This is a genomic window from Acidithiobacillus sp. TH-A117 (genome assembly GCF_057473465.1).
In genome coordinates, this window is record NZ_JBYCKQ010000027.1 from 1 (window position 1) to 18345 (window position 18345).

The 18345-nt window shown below is 53.2% G+C and carries 18 protein-coding genes, 2 tRNA genes and 1 pseudogene; 13 read left to right on the forward strand and 8 right to left on the reverse strand.

The window, feature by feature from the left end:
- The 5 genes and pseudogenes from AC2VLR_RS06155 to AC2VLR_RS06175 form a co-directional block, all read right to left on the reverse strand.
- A pseudogene (locus tag AC2VLR_RS06155) lies at positions 1-190 on the reverse strand (MotA/TolQ/ExbB proton channel family protein); the annotation flags it as partial.
- Between the two features lie 87 nt (positions 191-277).
- The gene (locus AC2VLR_RS06160; RefSeq protein ID WP_486881334.1) at positions 278-1066 is read right to left on the reverse strand and encodes a winged helix-turn-helix transcriptional regulator; all 789 of its coding nucleotides are present in this window, start codon (positions 1064-1066) and stop codon (positions 278-280) included.
- Positions 1067-1211: 145 nt separating this feature from the next.
- Positions 1212-2618, reverse strand: coding sequence for an MFS transporter (locus tag AC2VLR_RS06165; RefSeq protein WP_486881335.1), 1407 nt, complete (start codon positions 2616-2618; stop codon positions 1212-1214).
- A 106-nt stretch (positions 2619-2724) separates the two neighbouring features.
- Complete coding sequence (locus tag AC2VLR_RS06170) at positions 2725-3243, reverse strand: DUF3568 family protein (RefSeq protein WP_486881336.1); 519 nt, start codon at positions 3241-3243, stop codon at positions 2725-2727.
- A gap of 77 nt (positions 3244-3320) precedes the next feature.
- A tRNA-Leu gene (locus AC2VLR_RS06175) sits at positions 3321-3407 on the reverse strand.
- A gap of 291 nt (positions 3408-3698) precedes the next feature.
- On the opposite strand from AC2VLR_RS06175, the gene AC2VLR_RS06180 reads away from it, so the two are divergent.
- The 5 genes from AC2VLR_RS06180 (at position 3699) to AC2VLR_RS06200 (ending at position 9171) form a co-directional block, all read left to right on the forward strand.
- Positions 3699-5903 carry a TonB-dependent receptor gene (locus tag AC2VLR_RS06180; protein ID WP_486881337.1) on the forward strand — a complete coding sequence of 735 codons (2205 nt, stop codon included), beginning with the start codon at positions 3699-3701 and terminating at the stop codon, positions 5901-5903.
- A 67-nt stretch (positions 5904-5970) separates the two neighbouring features.
- Positions 5971-6648, forward strand: coding sequence for a MotA/TolQ/ExbB proton channel family protein (locus tag AC2VLR_RS06185; protein WP_486881338.1), 678 nt, complete (start codon positions 5971-5973; stop codon positions 6646-6648).
- 3 nt (positions 6649-6651) lie between these two features.
- Positions 6652-7044 carry an ExbD/TolR family protein gene (locus AC2VLR_RS06190; protein ID WP_486881339.1) on the forward strand — a complete coding sequence of 131 codons (393 nt, stop codon included), beginning with the start codon at positions 6652-6654 and terminating at the stop codon, positions 7042-7044.
- Positions 7045-7472: 428 nt separating this feature from the next.
- Complete coding sequence (locus AC2VLR_RS06195) at positions 7473-7766, forward strand: TonB family protein (RefSeq protein WP_486881340.1); 294 nt, start codon at positions 7473-7475, stop codon at positions 7764-7766.
- A gap of 13 nt (positions 7767-7779) precedes the next feature.
- A complete protein-coding gene (locus AC2VLR_RS06200; protein ID WP_486881341.1) occupies positions 7780-9171 on the forward strand; it encodes an alkaline phosphatase D family protein in 1392 nt (463 codons plus the stop codon).
- Positions 9172-9198: 27 nt separating this feature from the next.
- Here the strand turns inward: AC2VLR_RS06200 and AC2VLR_RS06205 are convergent, their stop codons facing one another.
- Both AC2VLR_RS06205 and AC2VLR_RS06210 read right to left on the reverse strand, forming a co-directional pair.
- Positions 9199-10491 carry a sensor histidine kinase gene (locus AC2VLR_RS06205; protein ID WP_486881342.1) on the reverse strand — a complete coding sequence of 431 codons (1293 nt, stop codon included), beginning with the start codon at positions 10489-10491 and terminating at the stop codon, positions 9199-9201.
- Positions 10491-11174 carry a response regulator gene (locus AC2VLR_RS06210; RefSeq protein ID WP_215844706.1) on the reverse strand — a complete coding sequence of 228 codons (684 nt, stop codon included), beginning with the start codon at positions 11172-11174 and terminating at the stop codon, positions 10491-10493. The genes AC2VLR_RS06205 and AC2VLR_RS06210 overlap by 1 nt, the downstream gene beginning before the upstream one ends.
- 527 nt (positions 11175-11701) lie before the next feature.
- Here AC2VLR_RS06210 and orn point away from each other — a divergent pair.
- On the forward strand, positions 11702-12268 hold the full coding sequence (orn, locus tag AC2VLR_RS06215) for an oligoribonuclease (protein WP_486881343.1): 567 nt from the start codon (positions 11702-11704) through the stop codon (positions 12266-12268).
- Positions 12269-12303: 35 nt separating this feature from the next.
- On the opposite strand, the gene AC2VLR_RS06220 is transcribed toward orn, so the two are convergent.
- Positions 12304-12552, reverse strand: coding sequence for a hypothetical protein (locus AC2VLR_RS06220; RefSeq protein WP_486881344.1), 249 nt, complete (start codon positions 12550-12552; stop codon positions 12304-12306).
- A gap of 15 nt (positions 12553-12567) precedes the next feature.
- Here AC2VLR_RS06220 and AC2VLR_RS06225 point away from each other — a divergent pair, with 15 nt between their 5' ends.
- The 7 genes from AC2VLR_RS06225 (at position 12568) to AC2VLR_RS06255 (ending at position 17968) form a co-directional block, all read left to right on the forward strand.
- A complete protein-coding gene (locus tag AC2VLR_RS06225) occupies positions 12568-13653 on the forward strand; it encodes an LLM class flavin-dependent oxidoreductase (RefSeq protein WP_486881345.1) in 1086 nt (361 codons plus the stop codon).
- On the forward strand, positions 13653-14618 hold the full coding sequence (locus AC2VLR_RS06230; protein WP_486881346.1) for an NAD-dependent epimerase/dehydratase family protein: 966 nt from the start codon (positions 13653-13655) through the stop codon (positions 14616-14618). The genes AC2VLR_RS06225 and AC2VLR_RS06230 overlap by 1 nt, the downstream gene beginning before the upstream one ends.
- A gap of 18 nt (positions 14619-14636) precedes the next feature.
- A complete protein-coding gene (locus AC2VLR_RS06235) occupies positions 14637-15527 on the forward strand; it encodes a diiron oxygenase (RefSeq protein WP_486881348.1) in 891 nt (296 codons plus the stop codon).
- A 30-nt stretch (positions 15528-15557) separates the two neighbouring features.
- The gene (locus AC2VLR_RS06240) at positions 15558-15839 is read left to right on the forward strand and encodes a hypothetical protein (RefSeq protein ID WP_101537077.1); all 282 of its coding nucleotides are present in this window, start codon (positions 15558-15560) and stop codon (positions 15837-15839) included.
- An 8-nt stretch (positions 15840-15847) separates the two neighbouring features.
- Entirely contained in the window at positions 15848-17479 is a 1632-nt protein-coding gene (locus tag AC2VLR_RS06245; protein WP_486881349.1) for an alpha-D-glucose phosphate-specific phosphoglucomutase, read from the forward strand.
- Between the two features lie 15 nt (positions 17480-17494).
- The gene (locus AC2VLR_RS06250; protein ID WP_486881350.1) at positions 17495-17857 is read left to right on the forward strand and encodes a YtxH domain-containing protein; all 363 of its coding nucleotides are present in this window, start codon (positions 17495-17497) and stop codon (positions 17855-17857) included.
- Positions 17858-17891: 34 nt separating this feature from the next.
- Positions 17892-17968, forward strand: a tRNA-Pro gene (locus AC2VLR_RS06255).
- The last annotated feature ends 377 nt before the right edge of the window (positions 17969-18345 follow it).

Genomic DNA, 18345 nt, shown 5'->3' on the forward strand with positions numbered 1-18345 from the left:
TCAGGGCTTCCCGATCCAGACGTCCGTGGCGCCCCAGTTCCTGAACAAACACCAGACCGCGCAGAATCGTGCGCCGCAAATACCAGAAACGATCGACCATCACCGCCAGCTCCACCAGCAGCATTAGACCCAGAATGTACAAAACCCCGTCCGAATAATTGGCGAGGTGAATGAGATAGGAGAGATTCATCAGAGAGCACCTTGTAACAATGAAGGTGCTACCATAACAAAGTAATGTGACAGTTTTATGAAGCTTTTATGACAAATTTACATCAAATCAAATTTTTTCCGGCAAATTTAAGCGATAACCAAAACCATGAACGGTTTCCAGCCATTCTCCAGCACCTGCCTCATCCATGATTTTACGCAATCGATGTACCTGGGCGGCGATGGAGTTTTCCTGAATGAATTTTTGTCCATCACTTAATATATGGGATATTTCTTGAGGACTGAAAGTGCGATCCGGGTGCAGAGCCAGATAATGTAAAAACCGAAACAAACGGCGACTTAGTCTAATTTCGGATCCATTCAGCCATACCCGACTACTACCCGGATTGATCCAGATATGCGGCTCTTGCCTGACTTCCGTGGATTCCCAATGTTGCGTGTTTTTTAACAGGGCAGCGACTTGTGCCAGAAAAATGGATTCTGCAACAGTGCTGGACAAATAAGTACTCGCCCCGGCATCCAGTGCTGACATGGCATGTTCCTCGTCATCCACACCCATGACGAGTATGGATATGTGTACACAGCCTGGCAAAGCGAGTAATTCATTCAGCCAGGGAGCCATATTTGGTGACCAGTCTTTCATGATCAGTAATCCGGGTTGCCAGCGCTTGAGGGTGTTAGCCACTTCCACCGCATGAGCCGCAAGGATTTTGACGTGCGCACCTGAACGCTGCAAACGCAAAGTCAGCTTGTCGGGAGAAGGCTCGGAGGCCAGCACCAGTATTCTGGATCCGGAAACAGGATTGACTGCCTCGGCTCTGGCCGCCGTCATTAATAATAAGGCATCACTCAAATGCAAGGCATGATGCAGTACCCCACCGATCAGGGTATAAAACATATTCGCTCCTGATAATTATAGGTTGACTTAATTTTCATATAAGACCATGCATTATAATAAATACTCTGTTTTTATCCTTTTCGTAAAACTATTTTTCGGAAAAGGCAGGCGTCCATTGCCTGCCCGCACTTCAGTCAGCTTACGTTCAGGAGGGCATCATTCCTGTTGGCTTGTTTCTGCGTAACGGCACCACCACATCTTCCCCACTGGCTTCCTCGAGAGATTTCCCCGAAGGCTCCTTGAGGCAGAAAGCTGTCAGTAATAACCCGGCCACGGAGAAAAAGAAGGTGATCATCAGAGTGCCATGTAAACCATAATCATGCAGCAATATCGGGAAAACCAGAGCACCCAGAAATGCGCCTACTTTTGCCGTTCCCGCAGACAAGCCATGTCCGGTAGTGCGCAAATTCACCGGAAACAGTTCGGCAGCCAGAACAAAGGTCGTCGTATTCGGGCCATATTCCGCAAAAAAATAGGAAAGGCCATACAGCACCAGAAAAACCCCCACGGACTCCGTCAAAACTGGGAATGCGCCAATGAGCAAAAACATCAGCCCCATGACAAAGAAGCCCAACATCTGCAGCATCTTGTGTCCCACCCGATCAATCGTGAAAGCGGCAAGAAAATAACCGGGAACGGCAGCAATGGCAAACACCATCAGGCTCAGAGCCGTACTGGTCACCACATCCGCATGGGGAGCAATATGGGCCATGATCATGGGCGTCGATATCGTGTTCCCGTAATAAGCATAGTCAAACATGAACCAGCCACCTGCCGTACCGAGCAGGGTCAACCAATAGCGGCTCAATGGCTGCTTCACCAACTTGTCTTGGACCGTAGCCGTTGCGGTGCCCAGACTGAATGAAGCCAATTGCTTGCTGGCCGCTGCCGCATCCCCCTTGACTCGAGCCAACCAGCGCGGGGATTCGGGGAGGGTCCTGCGGATATAAATGACAGCTGCAGCGGGTAACGCGCCCAAGCCCAGCATCAAGCGCCAGGCCAGATCATGATTGACACCCGCCGCCAGCAAGGTCAGGGCGACCACCGGGCCCGTCACCAGACCAATGGCCTGGGCGGAAAACACCAGACTGACCATCCGTCCCCGGGACTTGACGTTGGCATATTCGCTCATCAATACCGCCGACAGAGGATAATCTCCGCCGATGCCCAGCCCCAGAATAACGCGGGCGATCAACAGCACCGTCACATCCGGCGCAAAAGCCGACAACAGAGCCCCCACTGTCATCAATAAGGCTTCGAGGCCATAAATGGCTTTACGACCCAAACGATCAGCCAGGGTGCCGAATACATAGGCACCCACAAAAGTGGCAATCAAGGAAATGGAACCAACCAATCCCACTTCGGCAGCACCCAGATGCCATTGGCTTTTGATGAGTACCAGCGCGGTGCCAATAATGAAAAGATCGTATGCGGAAGTAAAAAAGCCCATGGCGGATGCAAACATGGCTTTAAGGTGAAAAGGACTGAAACTGACAGAGTTCAGGGCCTCTGCCACATTGTTTTGGGTTGCAGTGTTTTGCGGTGTAGCCATCGTGGTCTCCTTTCTAGTCTGGACCTTACGATAGGCTACACCCCGAATATGACGATTTTATGAACTTTTTATGACACTTTTGTGACAGGAAGACTGACCGGCAAAGTTACTGGAGCGGAATGGTCTCCTGGGCAGGCTGCTGCGGAGGCGTCGTCACAACAGGCGTATTCGCCTGGGGAGTAGCAAGGCCCACGGGAGCAGTTGCACTGGCAGCCAGGCCCAGATGCTGAGACAGCAGTTTCTGGAACTGCAAGGACTGGGGCTTATTACCGAAAGTACCAATGCGGATATTCGCCTTGGTAACCTTGGTCGCCATGGAGGTCAGGGTCACCCGAACTGTGTCCCCTTCAGCAGTGCTTCCTTCCAATACATAATCTGAAGGCGTTTTCCGTAGTTCACCATTGTAGCGAATGCCCATATCGGCAAACGCTGCCTGGGAGGCCGCACTCACCCGATTCATGGAAGCCGGATAATAAGCATAAAAATTGGCAACGCCACCGTTTTCCACATAAGCCACTGCTCCACCACCAGCTCCCGCAGCCAATAGTGCCACACAACCACTGAGGGGCAAGGTTGCGATTACTGCGGCCAGAGCCACCAGGGAAAGACGTTTTTGATTGACCATTTATAAGCTCCTCCAATCGGCCAAAGCAGCCAAATACAGAAAAGCCCGGATGAACCGGGCCTATTTCATTCACAATTTGGTACCGAGAGTCGGACTCGAACCGACACGATGTCACCACCACCGGATTTTGAGTCCGGCGCGTCTACCAGTTCCGCCATCCCGGCAAAATAGCCAGTGAAGTATAGCCCTATGTCCCATGGCCATCAAGAGCTTTACGACCGGACTAGGTGCACCTTGCCGGACAGCACCGCAAACCTGTCATAAAAGGTTCACAAAACTGTCATCATACTGTCACATTCGCTTTGTATATTAGTTTCACATAACAAAACAACTGAGCGTCAACCCGCTACTACCGTACAAACATCATCAATCATCTTCCCTATCTTAGCGAGGGGGAATGATTAGTTTTGTCCTGTGAATTTTATAGCAATCACTCACGGAAGGGAGCTAACTTCATGATCATTCTACGTCGAAAAATCCTTTATCTTGCCATTATCAGTACTACGGCAACCCTCAACAGCGCCATCGCCGCAGCGGACGATCAGTCTCTAGGCACGGTAACCGGTACCGCTTCCGCCAGCAACAATTTTTTTGGTAGCGCGCCCAATGTCAACACAGGTAAGACGCCCAAAAGTGACATCCAGCGCATCCAGAAGTTCAACAAGAATGCCACCAACCAGGAAACCCTGATTACGCGCGGCCAATTTGAAATGCTGGCACCTACCGACTCCTACACCCAGGTACTGAATAATATGCCCAACGCCATGGTCGTCAGCAGCGGTGACAGCATGGATGGAGATGATGTTTACATCAATGGTTTTGGTAAATCCCTCATCAATTTTACCCTGGACGGTATACCGTTGAATGACAATGACAGTTATACATACTATACCAATGAGTTCATCCCTTCCGTATTGGTTGCCGGTACCAAATATTATCCCGGTGCTGAGTCTGCAGCGATTCCCGGGCTTTCAGCCTTTGGTGGCTCTGTAGAAACTTTCAGCCTGAAGCCTTCTCCCTTTCCTTTCGTAAGGCCGATTGTCGGCGCCGGATCCTTCGGCAAATACAATGTCGGTGGACTCATTAACACCGGTCTTTTTGCCAAAAACTTTGCGCCCACCTCTGCCTGGTTATATGTCAACAAAATTCAGCGGGATGGCTACTTTCAAAACAATGGCGCACTGCAGAATCAGTTTTTATTCAAATCTGTTACGCAAATTGGTCCTGGTGCCCTGACCCTGTTTTTTTCACAGAACAATCAGCGTTTCAACTATTACAACGGCGCCACAGCAGCCCAAATAGCCCAATATGGTCAGGATTACAACAGCTATACCAGCAATCCTTTACTACCAGACGGCAAAGCCAATTATAATTATACGGGATACAACTACAATCAATATCTGAACTGGTTGGGTTATGCGAAATATGAAGGCGAGCTTGGCAAGCTCAAGTTTTCTGATCAGTTGTATTATTATTATGGAGATGGTTTCAGCGCAAGTGCGACCACTTACACCCAAACTTTGCTGACCCCTTCGGGTAACATTGGCAGGTTTTCCCCTGCACGAAATGGCGTTTTGCTGCGCAATAGTGTCAATAATACTCATCGTTGGGGCAACCTGGCAAAAATCGTATATCCAGTAGGCCCGGTCAGTACCGAGCTGGGATTCTGGTTCAACCACAACAACACTTTGCATGACTCCAGATATTTGAGTGCCAGCAACGTCTATCTGGGTTCCTCTTATAGTGAACCCGTAGTTACCAACACCTACCAGCCATATGTCAATCTCACTGTAAAACCTGTCAATGATTTGACCCTCTCCGCCGGTTTCAAGTATCTCTACGTTACCCGTGACTTCAAAGACACTGTGGCGCTCGCTCAGAACAAACCGGGGCAATTCAATGTCAATTTCGGCTCAGTACTGCCTTCCGTCGGCGCCAATCTGCGCATCAACCAGCACTGGCATGCCTTTGCCAATTTCACCCAAAACACCAACCCGCCGGGATATAACCAGTTTTACACGGGCACCTACAATGCTGAACTCAAGCCGCAAAAGGCCAGCACCTATAGCGTCGGCACCCATTGGGATGTTGGCCCTTGGAGTTCCAGTCTCCAGGCTTTCCGAGTGGACTTCCAGAACTATATATTGAGCACCACCATTCTGGTTGGTTCGCTCAATCAGACGGTTCTTGCCAATGCTGGAACTGCCATCAATCAGGGGATTTCCTGGCAAAATAACGTGGTCCTGAACGATATATTCAGTGCCTATGCCAATTTTGGAATTCTGGATGCCCGTCTTACTTCTTCAAACCAACCTTTCCCCTACGCCCCCCATCACACTGAGGCACTGGGATTGATCGCCCGTTATCACGGCCTGCGGGCGACAGTATCACTCCATGAAATGGGACAGTCCTACTACAATCTGGGTGGAAAATTTCTGCCCTTGGGGAGTCGTTTCTTCGCGGATGCCTCTTTACGTTACACATTCAGAAATGCCCCTCTGGGACAAGCTCTGGGCTTCAAGAATGTCACGGCAAGCCTGAATCTGAATAATCTGTTTGATCGCCGATTTGTGCAGAGTTACACCGGCAGCAGCAGTAATCCTAACCTGAAACTCAACCTACCCACCAACGTGTACGCAACCATTCAAGCCACTTTTTAAACAAGCGTCATCTAAAACTCATCTCTCTGGAAACATCCAGAGAGATTCATTTACGAGAGATATACACATGGACTTTTCAATGATTGCCAGTATCGCCGCCAAATCCGGCGGCATCCTCTACATCATGCCTTTGCTGCTGCTGATTGTATTATGGGTCAGTATTGAGCGTTTTCTATTTTTGAACCGCATGAGTCGTCTGGGTGAAAAAACCGCCCTTGCTCTGGAACAACTTCCCGACATTAAGGAACAAAATCTGCGCCCACTGGCAGAATCAGCAGAGTTTCCATTTCGCGCCCTTCTCCAGGTTCCTATCCGTTTTCCAAACATCAAGGACAGCGCACAGCTTTCGGAAATCCTACAAGAAGCGGTCATGCGTCAGGTTCCACTACTGGATAAGCGCCTGTGGCTACTGGACACCACGGTCACTCTAGCGCCACTCCTGGGCCTGCTGGGTACCATCATCGGTATGTTTCATGCATTCCAGATACTCAATAATGTGGCCAACAATCCTACGGCCATCACCGGCAGTGTCGCGGAAGCCCTGATGGCCACAGCGGCAGGTCTGGTTATCGCTATTATCGGCCTCGTCAGTTTTAACGGATTGCAGAACCAGATGCGCTTTGTCGTGCATCAAATGGAAACCCTGCGCAGTATGCTCATCAACCGTTTGTCGGGTTTAGACCACAGTCATGCCCTGTCCAGCAGTGAAGTGCAGCCCGTCATTTATGCGGCGAAAGAGGCTTGAGCCATGCAATACCTGGAAATGAAAAAGGGGCGGGTCGAGATCATTCCGATGATCGATATTATGCTCTTTTTGCTGATTTTCTTTATTATGATCACGGTACACATGATCCCCAGCCAGGGACTGCCTGCCCATCTTCCGGGCTCCAGCTCTTCCCAGGAACTCCCCAAACCCAAAGTCATACTGACCCTGCATGCCGATGGCAGTCTGGAGTTCCAAGATAAAAGCATCACTCTGGCGGAGCTTGAAGCCCAATTACGTCAAGGTAACCCTTCGGAAACCCAGGTGACCATAGCCGCAGACAAAGGTGCGGACATTCAAGCTCTAGTCAAAGTGATGGATGCCTGTCGTCATGCGGGGGTTACTGCCATCGGCCTGGCCGCCAAACCGGTGTCATGATGACCACAGATCTGCGATCGCTCGGAGAACTGGTCAAAGCACCGACGGCTCACGGTCAACACAAAGCGCTCCTGCTTGCAGCCGTAATAGAATTGTCTTTTCTTGCCTTGATTATATGGAGAAGCGCTGATCAGACACCGCCGCCGGCAGCAGTACAGGCTCCTGTTAGCATCAGCCTGGTCCCCCCCGCTCCAGCAAAGCCTCTACCCCCACTTCCCAAACCCAAGGTACAGCCCCAGCCGGTTCCCAAACCGGTATCGAAGCCAATACCGCACCCTGCCCCGCGACCAGCCCCACAGCCTGTAATCAAGGCGGCCGAAAAACTCCCTCTACCACCGAGCCCATTGCCCAGCCCGGTGGAGGCCCCTACGCCCAAAGCAATCGTGACTCCACCACCACCCCCGAGCCCTGCACCAGCAAGTCCGGCCGTGCGGGAGGATTATCTGGCCCAGGTGAAAGGCGCTATCCAGGCTGCAGTGCAGTTTCCTGAATCAGCAAAAATGCTGGGGGAAAACGGGCGGGTTCTGCTGCACTTCAGTCTGCATGACGGCCAGATCAGTGCTATCAGGATTCTGCAAAAAGGCAGCATGAATGCTTTTGATTCAGCCGCCATTGCTGCCTTGCGTGAAGCTAGATTACCAATGGTCCCGGCAGGTCTGAAGGACAAGTTTTTTGATTTAAGTATCTGGGTAGAATTCAAGCTCAACAATCAAAACGATTAGAGGATGCACATTAATGCCAATTACGCGTAGAAATTTTTTGACCCGTACGAGCCTTGGTGCAGGGCTCGGTGTAGGACTTGGCCTCACCTGGCCCATGCGCGTTTTCGCCATGCCTGTCCCGGCCAGAGCCACGCAATTACATGCCGGCCCCATGGCCGGTTATCCTGCGCAACGCTCTGCCAGCATCTGGTTACAAACCCTGGGCCCTGCCGAGGTTAAAATCGCATACTGGCCAGAAAATCAGCCCCGGTTACGTGAATTCAGCGAACCATCCGTGACCAGTGCCAGAAAATTCTACACGGCTTTAATTACCCTGGATGATCTGGTTCCCGGAACCACTTACCACACAGAAATCCATCTGGATGGAAAGGTGATAAACAGCCAAAATTTTCAGGTTCGTACCCCGGCCATTTGGCAATGGCGCCATCCTGCCCCGGATTTCAAAATCCTTACCGGGTCCTGCGCGTATATCAACGACCCGCAATATGACCGCCCGGGTAAGGCTTATGGAGGCGGTTACGAGATCTATGATCCCATGACGGCCGAAGCTGCGGAGATGATGATCTGGCTGGGAGATAACCTCTATTTTCGCGAGGCCGACATACAAAGCCCTGCGGGCATGGCGATGCGCTACTGGACGGATCGCGCTTTTCCTCCGCTGCAGAAATTTCTGCAATCAACCCGACAGATTGCCATTTGGGACGACCATGATTACGGCGCCAATGATAGCGATAGCAGTTTCGTCCTGAAAGAAAGTGCCTTACGTCTTTTTGAAAACTACTGGGCCAATACAGCCTATGGCCTGCCAGAAACACCAGGGGTATTTACTCAATGCACGCTCAACGATGCCGACTTTTTCCTGCTGGATGATCGCTGGTACCGGGACGCCGACGCCGCGCCCCTCTCTCGGGGCAAGCAGATGTTTGGCAAGCTCCAAATGGATTGGCTCAAAAACGCCTTACTGAGTTCACGGGCCCATTTCAAAATCATCGCGGCAGGTGGCCAACTCTTCAACGACGATGACGCTTACGAAGGTTGGAATCTGTATCCGGAAGAACGTCAGGACTTTATGGATTGGTTACAGAATAACCCCATCAAAGGACTCCTGTTTCTTTCGGGAGACCGCCATATCAGCGAATTGATGCGCAGGACGCGCCCCCGCTATTCAGGCAAGCACGATTATCCCCTTTGGGAGCTCACCAGTTCTCCCCTCAATTCCAGCCCTGCCAGAGGCGACGCCAACCCCTATCGGGTTCCCGGCACACTGGTAGAGGCGCGAAACTACTGCAGCATCGCGTTTCTTGGCAAAGGCAGGGATCGCCATCTGCTGCTGAGCTGCAAATCGACTGCAGGTAAGATGCTCTGGGAGCACCAAATCAGTAGTGCAGAACTCGGTTATACCTGAACCCGCAACCTCCAAATTTTAATACTCTCACACTGACCAGGATAATTCGGCACATAAGCCACCACTGGCCCCATTCAGCAAGCGCAGACGCATCCCCTGGGCTTCTGCCAGTTGTCTGGCAATAGCCAGACCTAGGCCACTCCCCTCACCGTGGCCTCTGGCATCATCCAGGCGAATAAAGGGTTCAAATACTTTTTCCATCTCCATTTCCGGAATGCCCGGACCCTGATCACAGAGGCGAATCAGCACTTGATTCGGCATTTTTTTGAATTCCACATGGACTGCGCCGCCGCCATAGCGCATGGCATTATCCAGCAAATTGGATAACAGACGGCGCAGCGCTTCCCGATCCCCGCGAAATGGATAACGGCGTGGCAGTTGTGCTTGCCAGCGCCCCCCCGTCCGCTCAAATTCGGCGCCCACTTCTGCCATCAATACCATCAAATCAAAATCGGCCACCTTGGCTACCATGCTGCGACCCAGATCCAGGGATTGTCCGAGCAGGGCATCCATACGCTCAATATCCTGCAACATTCCCTCCTTTAAGCGCGCTGACGTATTTTCCGGAAGTAACTCCCAGGCCATGCGCAAGCGCGCCAGAGGTGAACGTAAATCATGGGAAATCCCGGTGAGCAGCAAAGATTGATGATTAATCATGGCCTGTAAGCGGGTGCGCAACTCGGCAAAAATGTCGAGAATATTCTGAAATTCATAGGCCCCGTCTGGGGGTAAAGTCGGCAGGGGCGCCTTGAGCGAACCCCTCAGCGCCTGGGAAATGACCCCCAAAGGCCGGAGTACCCGTCGCACCAGAATCATGGTCAAAAGCACCAGCGCCAGTGTCGAAAAGGCCAGGACAAAAATCATGGCAACAGGCAAGGAAGAAGCCAGACGTCCACGATCAAAATGCACCCAGATAGTCTGTCCGGAAATATTCACCGGTACCCAGAAAGTCCGTACCGCCCCCCCCAGCACATCGACGGGAACCGGTTTCCCCAGACGTTTACTTAAAGCCTGGCTTAAAAGCCAGCCGTATATATGACCATGGGTATGCCGTATAGAGCGGTCCAGTTGCGCGGAAATCTCCACGCCGTTATCGGCCTTCAGCCTTTTCAGAAAGGCCGGTCGCTCGGCGGGGGAAAGCTCTTGATAGGTTTGCGCACTGATCACAATCAGTCCGGCCAGATCCTCTGCAGAGCGTTCAGCCAGGGGATAAAGTACGGTCAACACAATAATCACCAGAGTGAGAATCTGTAAAACTACTATGCCCGGCCCCAGGGTCCAGGCAGTTTGTGAAAACAGGTTACGGCCGCGCCGAAACATCAGGGAGCCGGCACAAAGCGGTAACCCGTCCCGCGCTCGGTCTGTAAAAAGCGGGGCTGACGGGGATTTTCCTCAAGAATCTTGCGCAAGCGGGTAACCCGGACATCTATGCTGCGATCAAAACGCCCATCCTCTTCGCCTCCCAGTAACTGTAGCAACAAATCCCGACTCAAAATGCGCTTGGGGCGTTGGGCAAAAACCAGCAGCAAGTCCATCTCCGCCGGGTTGATATCTACTTCGACATCTTCCCGATACAAACGGCGCTCCGATATCTGCAAGCGAAAATCTCCAAATACGACCTTGTCAGCTCCCTCATCCTTACCACTGCGCCGCAACAGCACCCGAAGACGGGCTAATAGTTCCCGAGCATTAAATGGTTTGGCCAGATAATCATCGACGCCACTTTCCAGGCCGAGAATGCGCTCATCATCCTCGCCCCGGGCGGAGAGCATGAGAATAGGCGGTCCACCTTCTTTTTGGCGCAATTCTTTGGCGAGGCTGATGCCATCCTGCCCCGGCAGCATCCAGTCCAGCACCATCACATCTACAGGCCCTGCAGCCAGCTGCTGGCGCATCTGTTGGCCATTGGCCGCCAGCAAAACCGCCATGCCCTGCGCTTCGAGATACTCCCGCAGCATTTCTGCAAGCCTTTGATCATCATCCACTATCAGCACAACAGCCATAGTCTCTCTCGCCTGTACTTGCCTTTGTCTTGATGGATTTTATCAGGAAATATTCCCGAAATATTTATCAGGCACTATAACACCATAGGCAGCAACGGTACCCAAACCAAAAGAGTGAGTGGAGCGCATTTTTAGCAGGCCCGGATAGACAAAAGCACCACCGGGTATTGTTTTTAAAAGTTTGTAGCGGTTGTTTTGCGGCTATTAGACGGATCTTTGATCCGTCTTTTTTTATGGCGAAAATAACAGCGCGGCCTTCCCATAAACTTCCAGGAGGCTTTTGCGGAAATATTCCAGAAACAATGACAATATATTATACATTCCATGGTCAGGGCAAAAGTACCCAAACCTTTAGAGGGAGCGCAGTTTAAATTTTATGCACCGTCGGCCCGAAGGCCGCAGTGCTTTAGGTATCAAACGGTTTTGTAGCGGTTGTTTTGCGGCTATTAGACGGATCTTTGATCCGTCTTTTTTTATATTGCGGTTGCCATGATATACTAATGTTGTTTGATCAACAAGGATGTCGTATGGACCCCAAAAACCAGCGCCTGGTCTGGGTGGATCTGGAAATGACCGGCCTGCACCCCGAGCAGGATGAAATTCTGGAGATCGCCAGCATTGTTACCGACAACCAGCTCCGCATCATTTGCGAAGGGCCGGTACTAGCGGTGCATCACCCCGACGCCGTCCTGCAGCAGATGGACGACTGGAATCAACGTACCCATGGTCAATCGGGACTCATTCAGCGGGTGCGGGAAAGTCGTCTGGATACCCAGGCGGTGGAAACCCAAACTCTGGATTTTCTTCATGCCCATGTGAGCGCTGGTACTTCGCCCATCTGTGGCAACAGCGTTTGTCAGGACCGCCGTTTTCTCGCCCGTCTCATGCCGCGACTGGAACGCTTCTTTCACTACCGCATGATTGATGTCAGCACCCTCAAGGAACTCACATACCGCTGGTATCCGGGTTTTCCAAAATTTCCCAAGGCGGAAAAACACGAAGCGCTCGCAGACATCCGCGAGTCTATTGATGAGCTGGCGTATTATCGGGAAAAAATCTTTCCGCAAGTGCTCGAATCTCCAGAAAATTCATAAAACCAAAATACCAGGGCAGCCTTGATCTGCTATCCTCACTTTACAGGCGTCGGCAGATTCTGGATCAGGTCGACGCGCACCCGCACTTCCAGGTTTTCTGCCAGCACCTTGCAGAGTAGATAATCGCCTTCCGGGCTCTCCTGCCATTCCAGGGGCATGACGACTTCCATATAATGGATGCCTGTGCTTTCATCTTCCCAGTGCAGGCGCATTTGTTCTGAGGTGAGAATGGCAATCTGCAAGCGTTCGGCAATCTGGCGCGGCGTAGATGCAATCGGGGTCACGGAGGCTCCTCAACAGTGAAAATTGATCTTTTTTACGAACTGGCGGTTCCCGCCCACCTGGGGCGTAGCGAAGCCCAAGTTTATCATGAAACTCTGGACGAACTCAGCCTCGCTGACAGCTTGGGCTTTCATGGCGCCTGGCTGGTAGAACATCATTTCATGCGCGAATATTCCCACTCCAGCGCTCCCGAGGTCTTTCTAGCGGCAGCCAGCCAGCGCACCCAACATCTGCGCCTGGGACATGCAGTGGTGGTCCTCCCCTACAACCATGTAGTCCGCGTTGCCGAGCGGGTGGCCGCCCTGGATATCCTCAGCCAGGGACGTCTGGAGTTGGGCGTTGGTCGGGGGTTTTCACCCAAAGAATATGCATTGTTTGGCAGCCAGATGGCCGACAGCCGTCTTCATATGCAGGAAGGCTTGCAGATTCTTCGCCAAGCCAGCGGGCCTGCTTTCAACCACCAGGGCAAACTTTATCAGTTTGAAGATCTCGACATACTTCCCAAACCAATCCAGCAACCCCATCCGCCGCTGTGGACAGCGGCTGTCAGTCCCGCCACTTTTCAATGGGCGGCCCAGGAAGGCATAGGCGTACTCTCCGGCCCTTTCAAGCCCTGGTTCATGATCAAACAGGACCTGCGCGCCTACAAAAAAAGCTGGGAAAAACAGCACAGCTCCGGCCCTCTCCTGGCTGGACAGAATAATGGCTTCGCCATGACCATCGGCTGTCTTTGTCTGGAAGATGCTGCCGAAGCCAGACGACTCGCCGAAGGATTTACCTGGTATTATCAGCGCCTGCTGGATCAAACCCGACCGGTACTGGCACAGTTGCGGGAAAGTTACGAGTACTACCACCGCTTGGGTTTTCTGGAGCCATTGCTGCGCCGTGGCCTCAATTTACGCCTGCTCGAAAGCATGGGCATGGTCGTAGTCGGTGATCCCGATACCTGTCGCAAAAAACTCTCCCGATATGCCCGTGCCGGCGTCGATCGGTTGATACTAGCCGTCGGAGCCGGGATGGTGCCCAGCGCCGTGACCCGCCGTTCCCTGCAGCTTCTGGCCGAAGAAGTCATTCCTGCACTGAGTCCTCCGGATCATCACTGATGCGGGTCATGGTTACCGGCGCAGCAGGGCATACGGCCGCTGCACTGCTCCCGAAGCTCCTGCAGCATCCCGATATTGAACAAGTCATAGCGCTGGATACCCGGGCACCCGCCTTGCGCTCCCGCAAAATGCGTTATCTACCCCTCGATATTCGCGATCCGCAGCTGACACAACATTTATCGGCAGTGGATTGCCTCATCCACCTGGCATTTATGGTACTCAGCACCCAGCTGGGGCCGCAGTCTCGCTGGCGCAAAGAAATGCAGGATGTCAACGTACATGGCAGTCAGCATCTTTTTCAGGCGGCGGCCAGGGCAGGTGTAGGGCATGTCATTTATACCAGTAGTGTAGCCGCCTACGGAGCCTGGCCCGATAATCCTGTGCCCCTGGAGGAAAGCTGGCCCTGCCGACCCGTACCCGGTTTTGCTTACAGCGAAGACAAGGCCGCCCTGGAATCCTGGCTGGACGACTTCTGTGCTCAAACCCCCGAAATGGCGGTCACCCGGCTGCGGCTGCATGCCATCATTGGCCCCCGCGGTCAGCCGCTGGTCAATAGCATTGCCACCAGTTCTTTCGCTCTGCGTATGCAGCATCCGGATCTACCCATCCAGTGCCTGCATGAAGACGATGCCGCCGATGCACTGTTAGCCGCGTTGGAACATCCCCAGGGGGGCATATTCAATATTGCCGCCTCCGACCCTATACCCTGGTCCTGCATTCCGCGACGCTGGCATTTACCTTTTAATCCTCGACAGTTGCATCAACTCCACCGGAGCCTGCGGCCTTTCAGCCGGGGACTCGGGGATCCGGGCTGGCTGCAGGTTCTGGAAAACCCACTCATTGTCGATACTCGCCGGGCCCAACTAGTGCTGGGCTGGCAAGCCCGCTATTCGGTCAGCGACGCCCTGTCTGCCCTGCGCCAGGCAAAGGGACTCAGCCCGCTAAAAGCTTGGAGCGTCTCCTAGAGCATGGCACAATAGCGTATGACTTTTGCGTCCAACCTTCCTGTACAGGCCCGCATCCAACGCCATCATGACGCGCTGGTCAAGCGTTTGTCTGCCCATAGCAGTCAATATCGGGATCCTGTCAGCACCGTGCCCTGGGAAAGTCTGTCTCAAGAACAGGCCTGGCTCCCCGAAACCCTGGTTTCACTGTATGGTTTGCCCGAATATGCGCAATTGAGCACCGAGGAGCGCATCCGCCTGTCCCAGGTCGAATTCGTCTCTTTCTGTGAGCTGGGACTCTGGTTGGAAGCCCTGTTCATTCAGCGTCTGAGTGCCAATTCTCTGCAGGAAATGTATCGCGATCCCCTTGGATATCATTATCAACTGCATGAATTGCGAGAAGAAGTCGGGCACAGTCTCATGTTTCTGGAGCTTCAGCAACGCTCTCACCTGCCTTTCATGACCCCGCTCAGTCAGCGCCCTCACCTCGCCCGCCTTTTTGCCCGCTACGCGCCAGAGGGCTCTGCGGCTTTCTGGGCGACCATTCTGATTGGTGAAGACGTACCTGATCGGATGAATCGTCTGATATTTTCTCAAAAGGATCTGCCTTCTGCGGTCCTCGCCATTACCCATGTTCACATGCGCGAAGAAGCACGACACATGGCTTTTGCCCGTACCACCATCCAGATGCGCAGCCAGTCCATGAACACCCTGAAAAAGAAGATGATCAGCCCGGTATTGCGCGAAGTATTCCGGCAATTTCTGCGCACCTGTTTTTTCCCTTCCGAACAGGTTTATGCCGCTGCCGGCCTCAGTCAACCCAGAGTCTGGGCGCGTCGTGCCCGGCACAATCCCCAGCGGATTGCCTTGATGCAGCAGTGTGCCAGCCCCAGCCGGGATTTTTTACGTACTCAAGGTTTTGCCTTGTGATTTTTTCCCTCCTGCTATAATTTGAGAACCATGAAAAAAACTATGCTCTTTGAACTCGGCTCCATTTACGTGTCTCCGGATGCCCAGGCCATATTTGAATCCGGGGAACTGGACCCCCAGGAACTCCTCCGCCGCCATGTCACTGCCGACTGGGATGAAGCCAGTGATGCGGACGTGGTCCGTGCCAGCGAAAAAGCCATTGAAGCGGGTGGCGCGGTGGTCAGCTCCTGGCAGATTGGCGGCTATACAGCCTGGATTCGTACCGATGCCAGCCGTCAAACAACCATTATCGACTTACCACTGGAACCCTGAGGTGTGCCATGGCGGTGCTGAATATTCCTACGCAGGCTTTTCCCGATCAACGCCCGGGCACTTCCGGGCTACGTAAGAAAGTCACCATTTTTCAGCAGCCCCATTATCTCGAAAACTTTGTCCAATCCATATTTGAAGCCATTCCGGATCGCATGGGTAAAACCCTGGTGCTGGGTGGGGATGGCCGGTTTTTCAACCGCGAAGCCATCCAGATCATTTTAAGGATGGCCGCCGCCAATGGTTGGGGTAAGGTCATGGTCGGCCGGGGCGGGCTTTTTTCCACCCCAGCCGTTTCCGCCGTCATTCGCGCTCACCATGCCCATGGTGGCATCATCCTCAGCGCTTCCCATAACCCGGCGGGCCCCGATCACGACTTTGGCATCAAATATAATATCAGCAATGGCGGCCCTGCTCCCGAAAAAATGACAGACACCATCTGGGCGGGCAGCAAAAACATCCAGAGCTACCGGATTCTGGACACGGCCGATGTGGATATTGATCATGAGGGCAGTTTCTCACTGGGCGAAATGCTGGTTGAGGTCTGCGATCCTGTCAGCGACTATGCGGCACTCATGGCACGCATTTTTGATTTCGACGCGCTGCGACGCCTGTTTGCCGGCCCTTTCCGCATGCGCTTTGATGCCATGCACGCCATCACCGGCCCTTATGCCCGGGAAATCCTCGAAAATCAGCTGGGTGCCGCCCAGGGAACGGTCATCAATGGCATTCCCCTGACGGATTTTGGTGGTGGCCATCCTGATCCCAATCTGGTTTACGCCAAATCCCTGGCCGACGCGCTTTTTGCGGAAGATGCACCGGACTTCGGCGCAGCCTCTGACGGAGATGGCGATCGCAACATGATTCTGGGACGCGGTTTTTTTGTCACTCCCAGTGATTCCCTCGCCGTACTGGCCGCCAATGCCACCCACATTCCCGCCTATCAGGCGGGCCTGAAAGGCATAGCCCGCTCCATGCCCACCAGCCAGGCGGCCGATGTGGTGGCGCAACGCCTGGGTATTCTTCATTATGAAACGCCTACGGGCTGGAAGTTTTTCGGCAATCTTCTGGATGCCGGAAAAATCACTTTCTGTGGCGAAGAAAGTTTTGGCACGGGTTCTGATCATGTCCGCGAAAAAGACGGGCTCTGGGCCGTACTGGCCTGGCTGTCCATTATCGCGGCCAGCGGAAAATCCGTAGCGGATATTGTTGTCCAACATTGGCAGGATTTCGGACGGCATTATTACACCCGCCATGATTACGAGAATATCCCCGCCAGTGCTGGCGAAGAAATCATGAAGCCGCTGAGCGCCCAGCTGCCCATACTGGCGGGACAAACCCTGGCCGGGCGCGTGGTGCAAAAAGCCGATGATTTTGCTTATACTGATCCCATAGATGGCAGCATCAGCAGCCATCAGGGTATTCGCCTGCTGTTTGAAGATGGCGCGCGGCTGATAGTGCGTTTGTCCGGAACCGGAACCGAAGGCGCGACCGTCCGCATCTACCATGAACATCTGGAGCAGGATGCTGCAAGACAACAACTTGATCCGCAAAGGGTACTGCGTGATCTGATCACCCTGGGCAAGGATCTGACCCGCATCGAACAACTTACGGGCCGCAAGGCCCCCACTGTCATCACCTGATGAAGGAGTCTGACTATGATGGATTACGACAACGAAAGTAATGGCGGTCTTGGTTACAGCGCCCTGGGTATTGCCCTATTGGCCGGTGCTGCCGCAGGTGCTGTAACTGCCCTGCTGTTTGCCCCTCAGGCGGGAGATCGCACCCGTGAACAAATCCGCCATCAAGCCAACCGTGCCTGGGACAGGGTCGTGGCTTCCCGTGAACGGATGAACGAACGAGTGGAAGAATTACTGGACACCATCGCCATTTACAGTGAAGAACTGGTCCAGAAAGGCAAGGAACTGAGCGACCGGGAACGGCAGCGGCTGAATGATGGTATCGCCCTGGCCCGCACCGAACTGGACCGCCTGCGTCGGAAACTGTCCCGTCTGGATTGACCCCGGCCCGCCAAGCCGCTATTCTCTGCCGCGACGGGGCGTAGCGCAGCTTGGTAGCGCGCCTGCTTTGGGAGCAGGATGTCGTAGGTTCGAATCCTATCGCCCCGACCAATTAAATCAAAGGCTTGAGCGTTTCGCTTGGGCCTTTATTTTTGTCTGGTGTTCACGGTGTAGGCGTGGTGTAGGCGTTTGTCGAAAATGCCTGATATTTTTGTGCTGGCGCTGCCCACGTCCAGACGCCATCCACCCGTTACGGTAACAAAGCCAGCTCAAAGAAAAACCCCTGCATCCGAAGATCAGGGGTTGCGGTTGGGGGGTCGTATCTGATTACGGTTTCGCGTGCGTCACCATCTCGGTAAGCGCCCCAGAGCAATTACAGGCATCTTCCAGGGCGTTCTCAACAGCATCCAGGGCATAGGCAAGGTCATTCTTGCCAAGCTCGTTATATGCGCTGTCAGTGGTCAGTAATCGCACCATGACGCGGATCC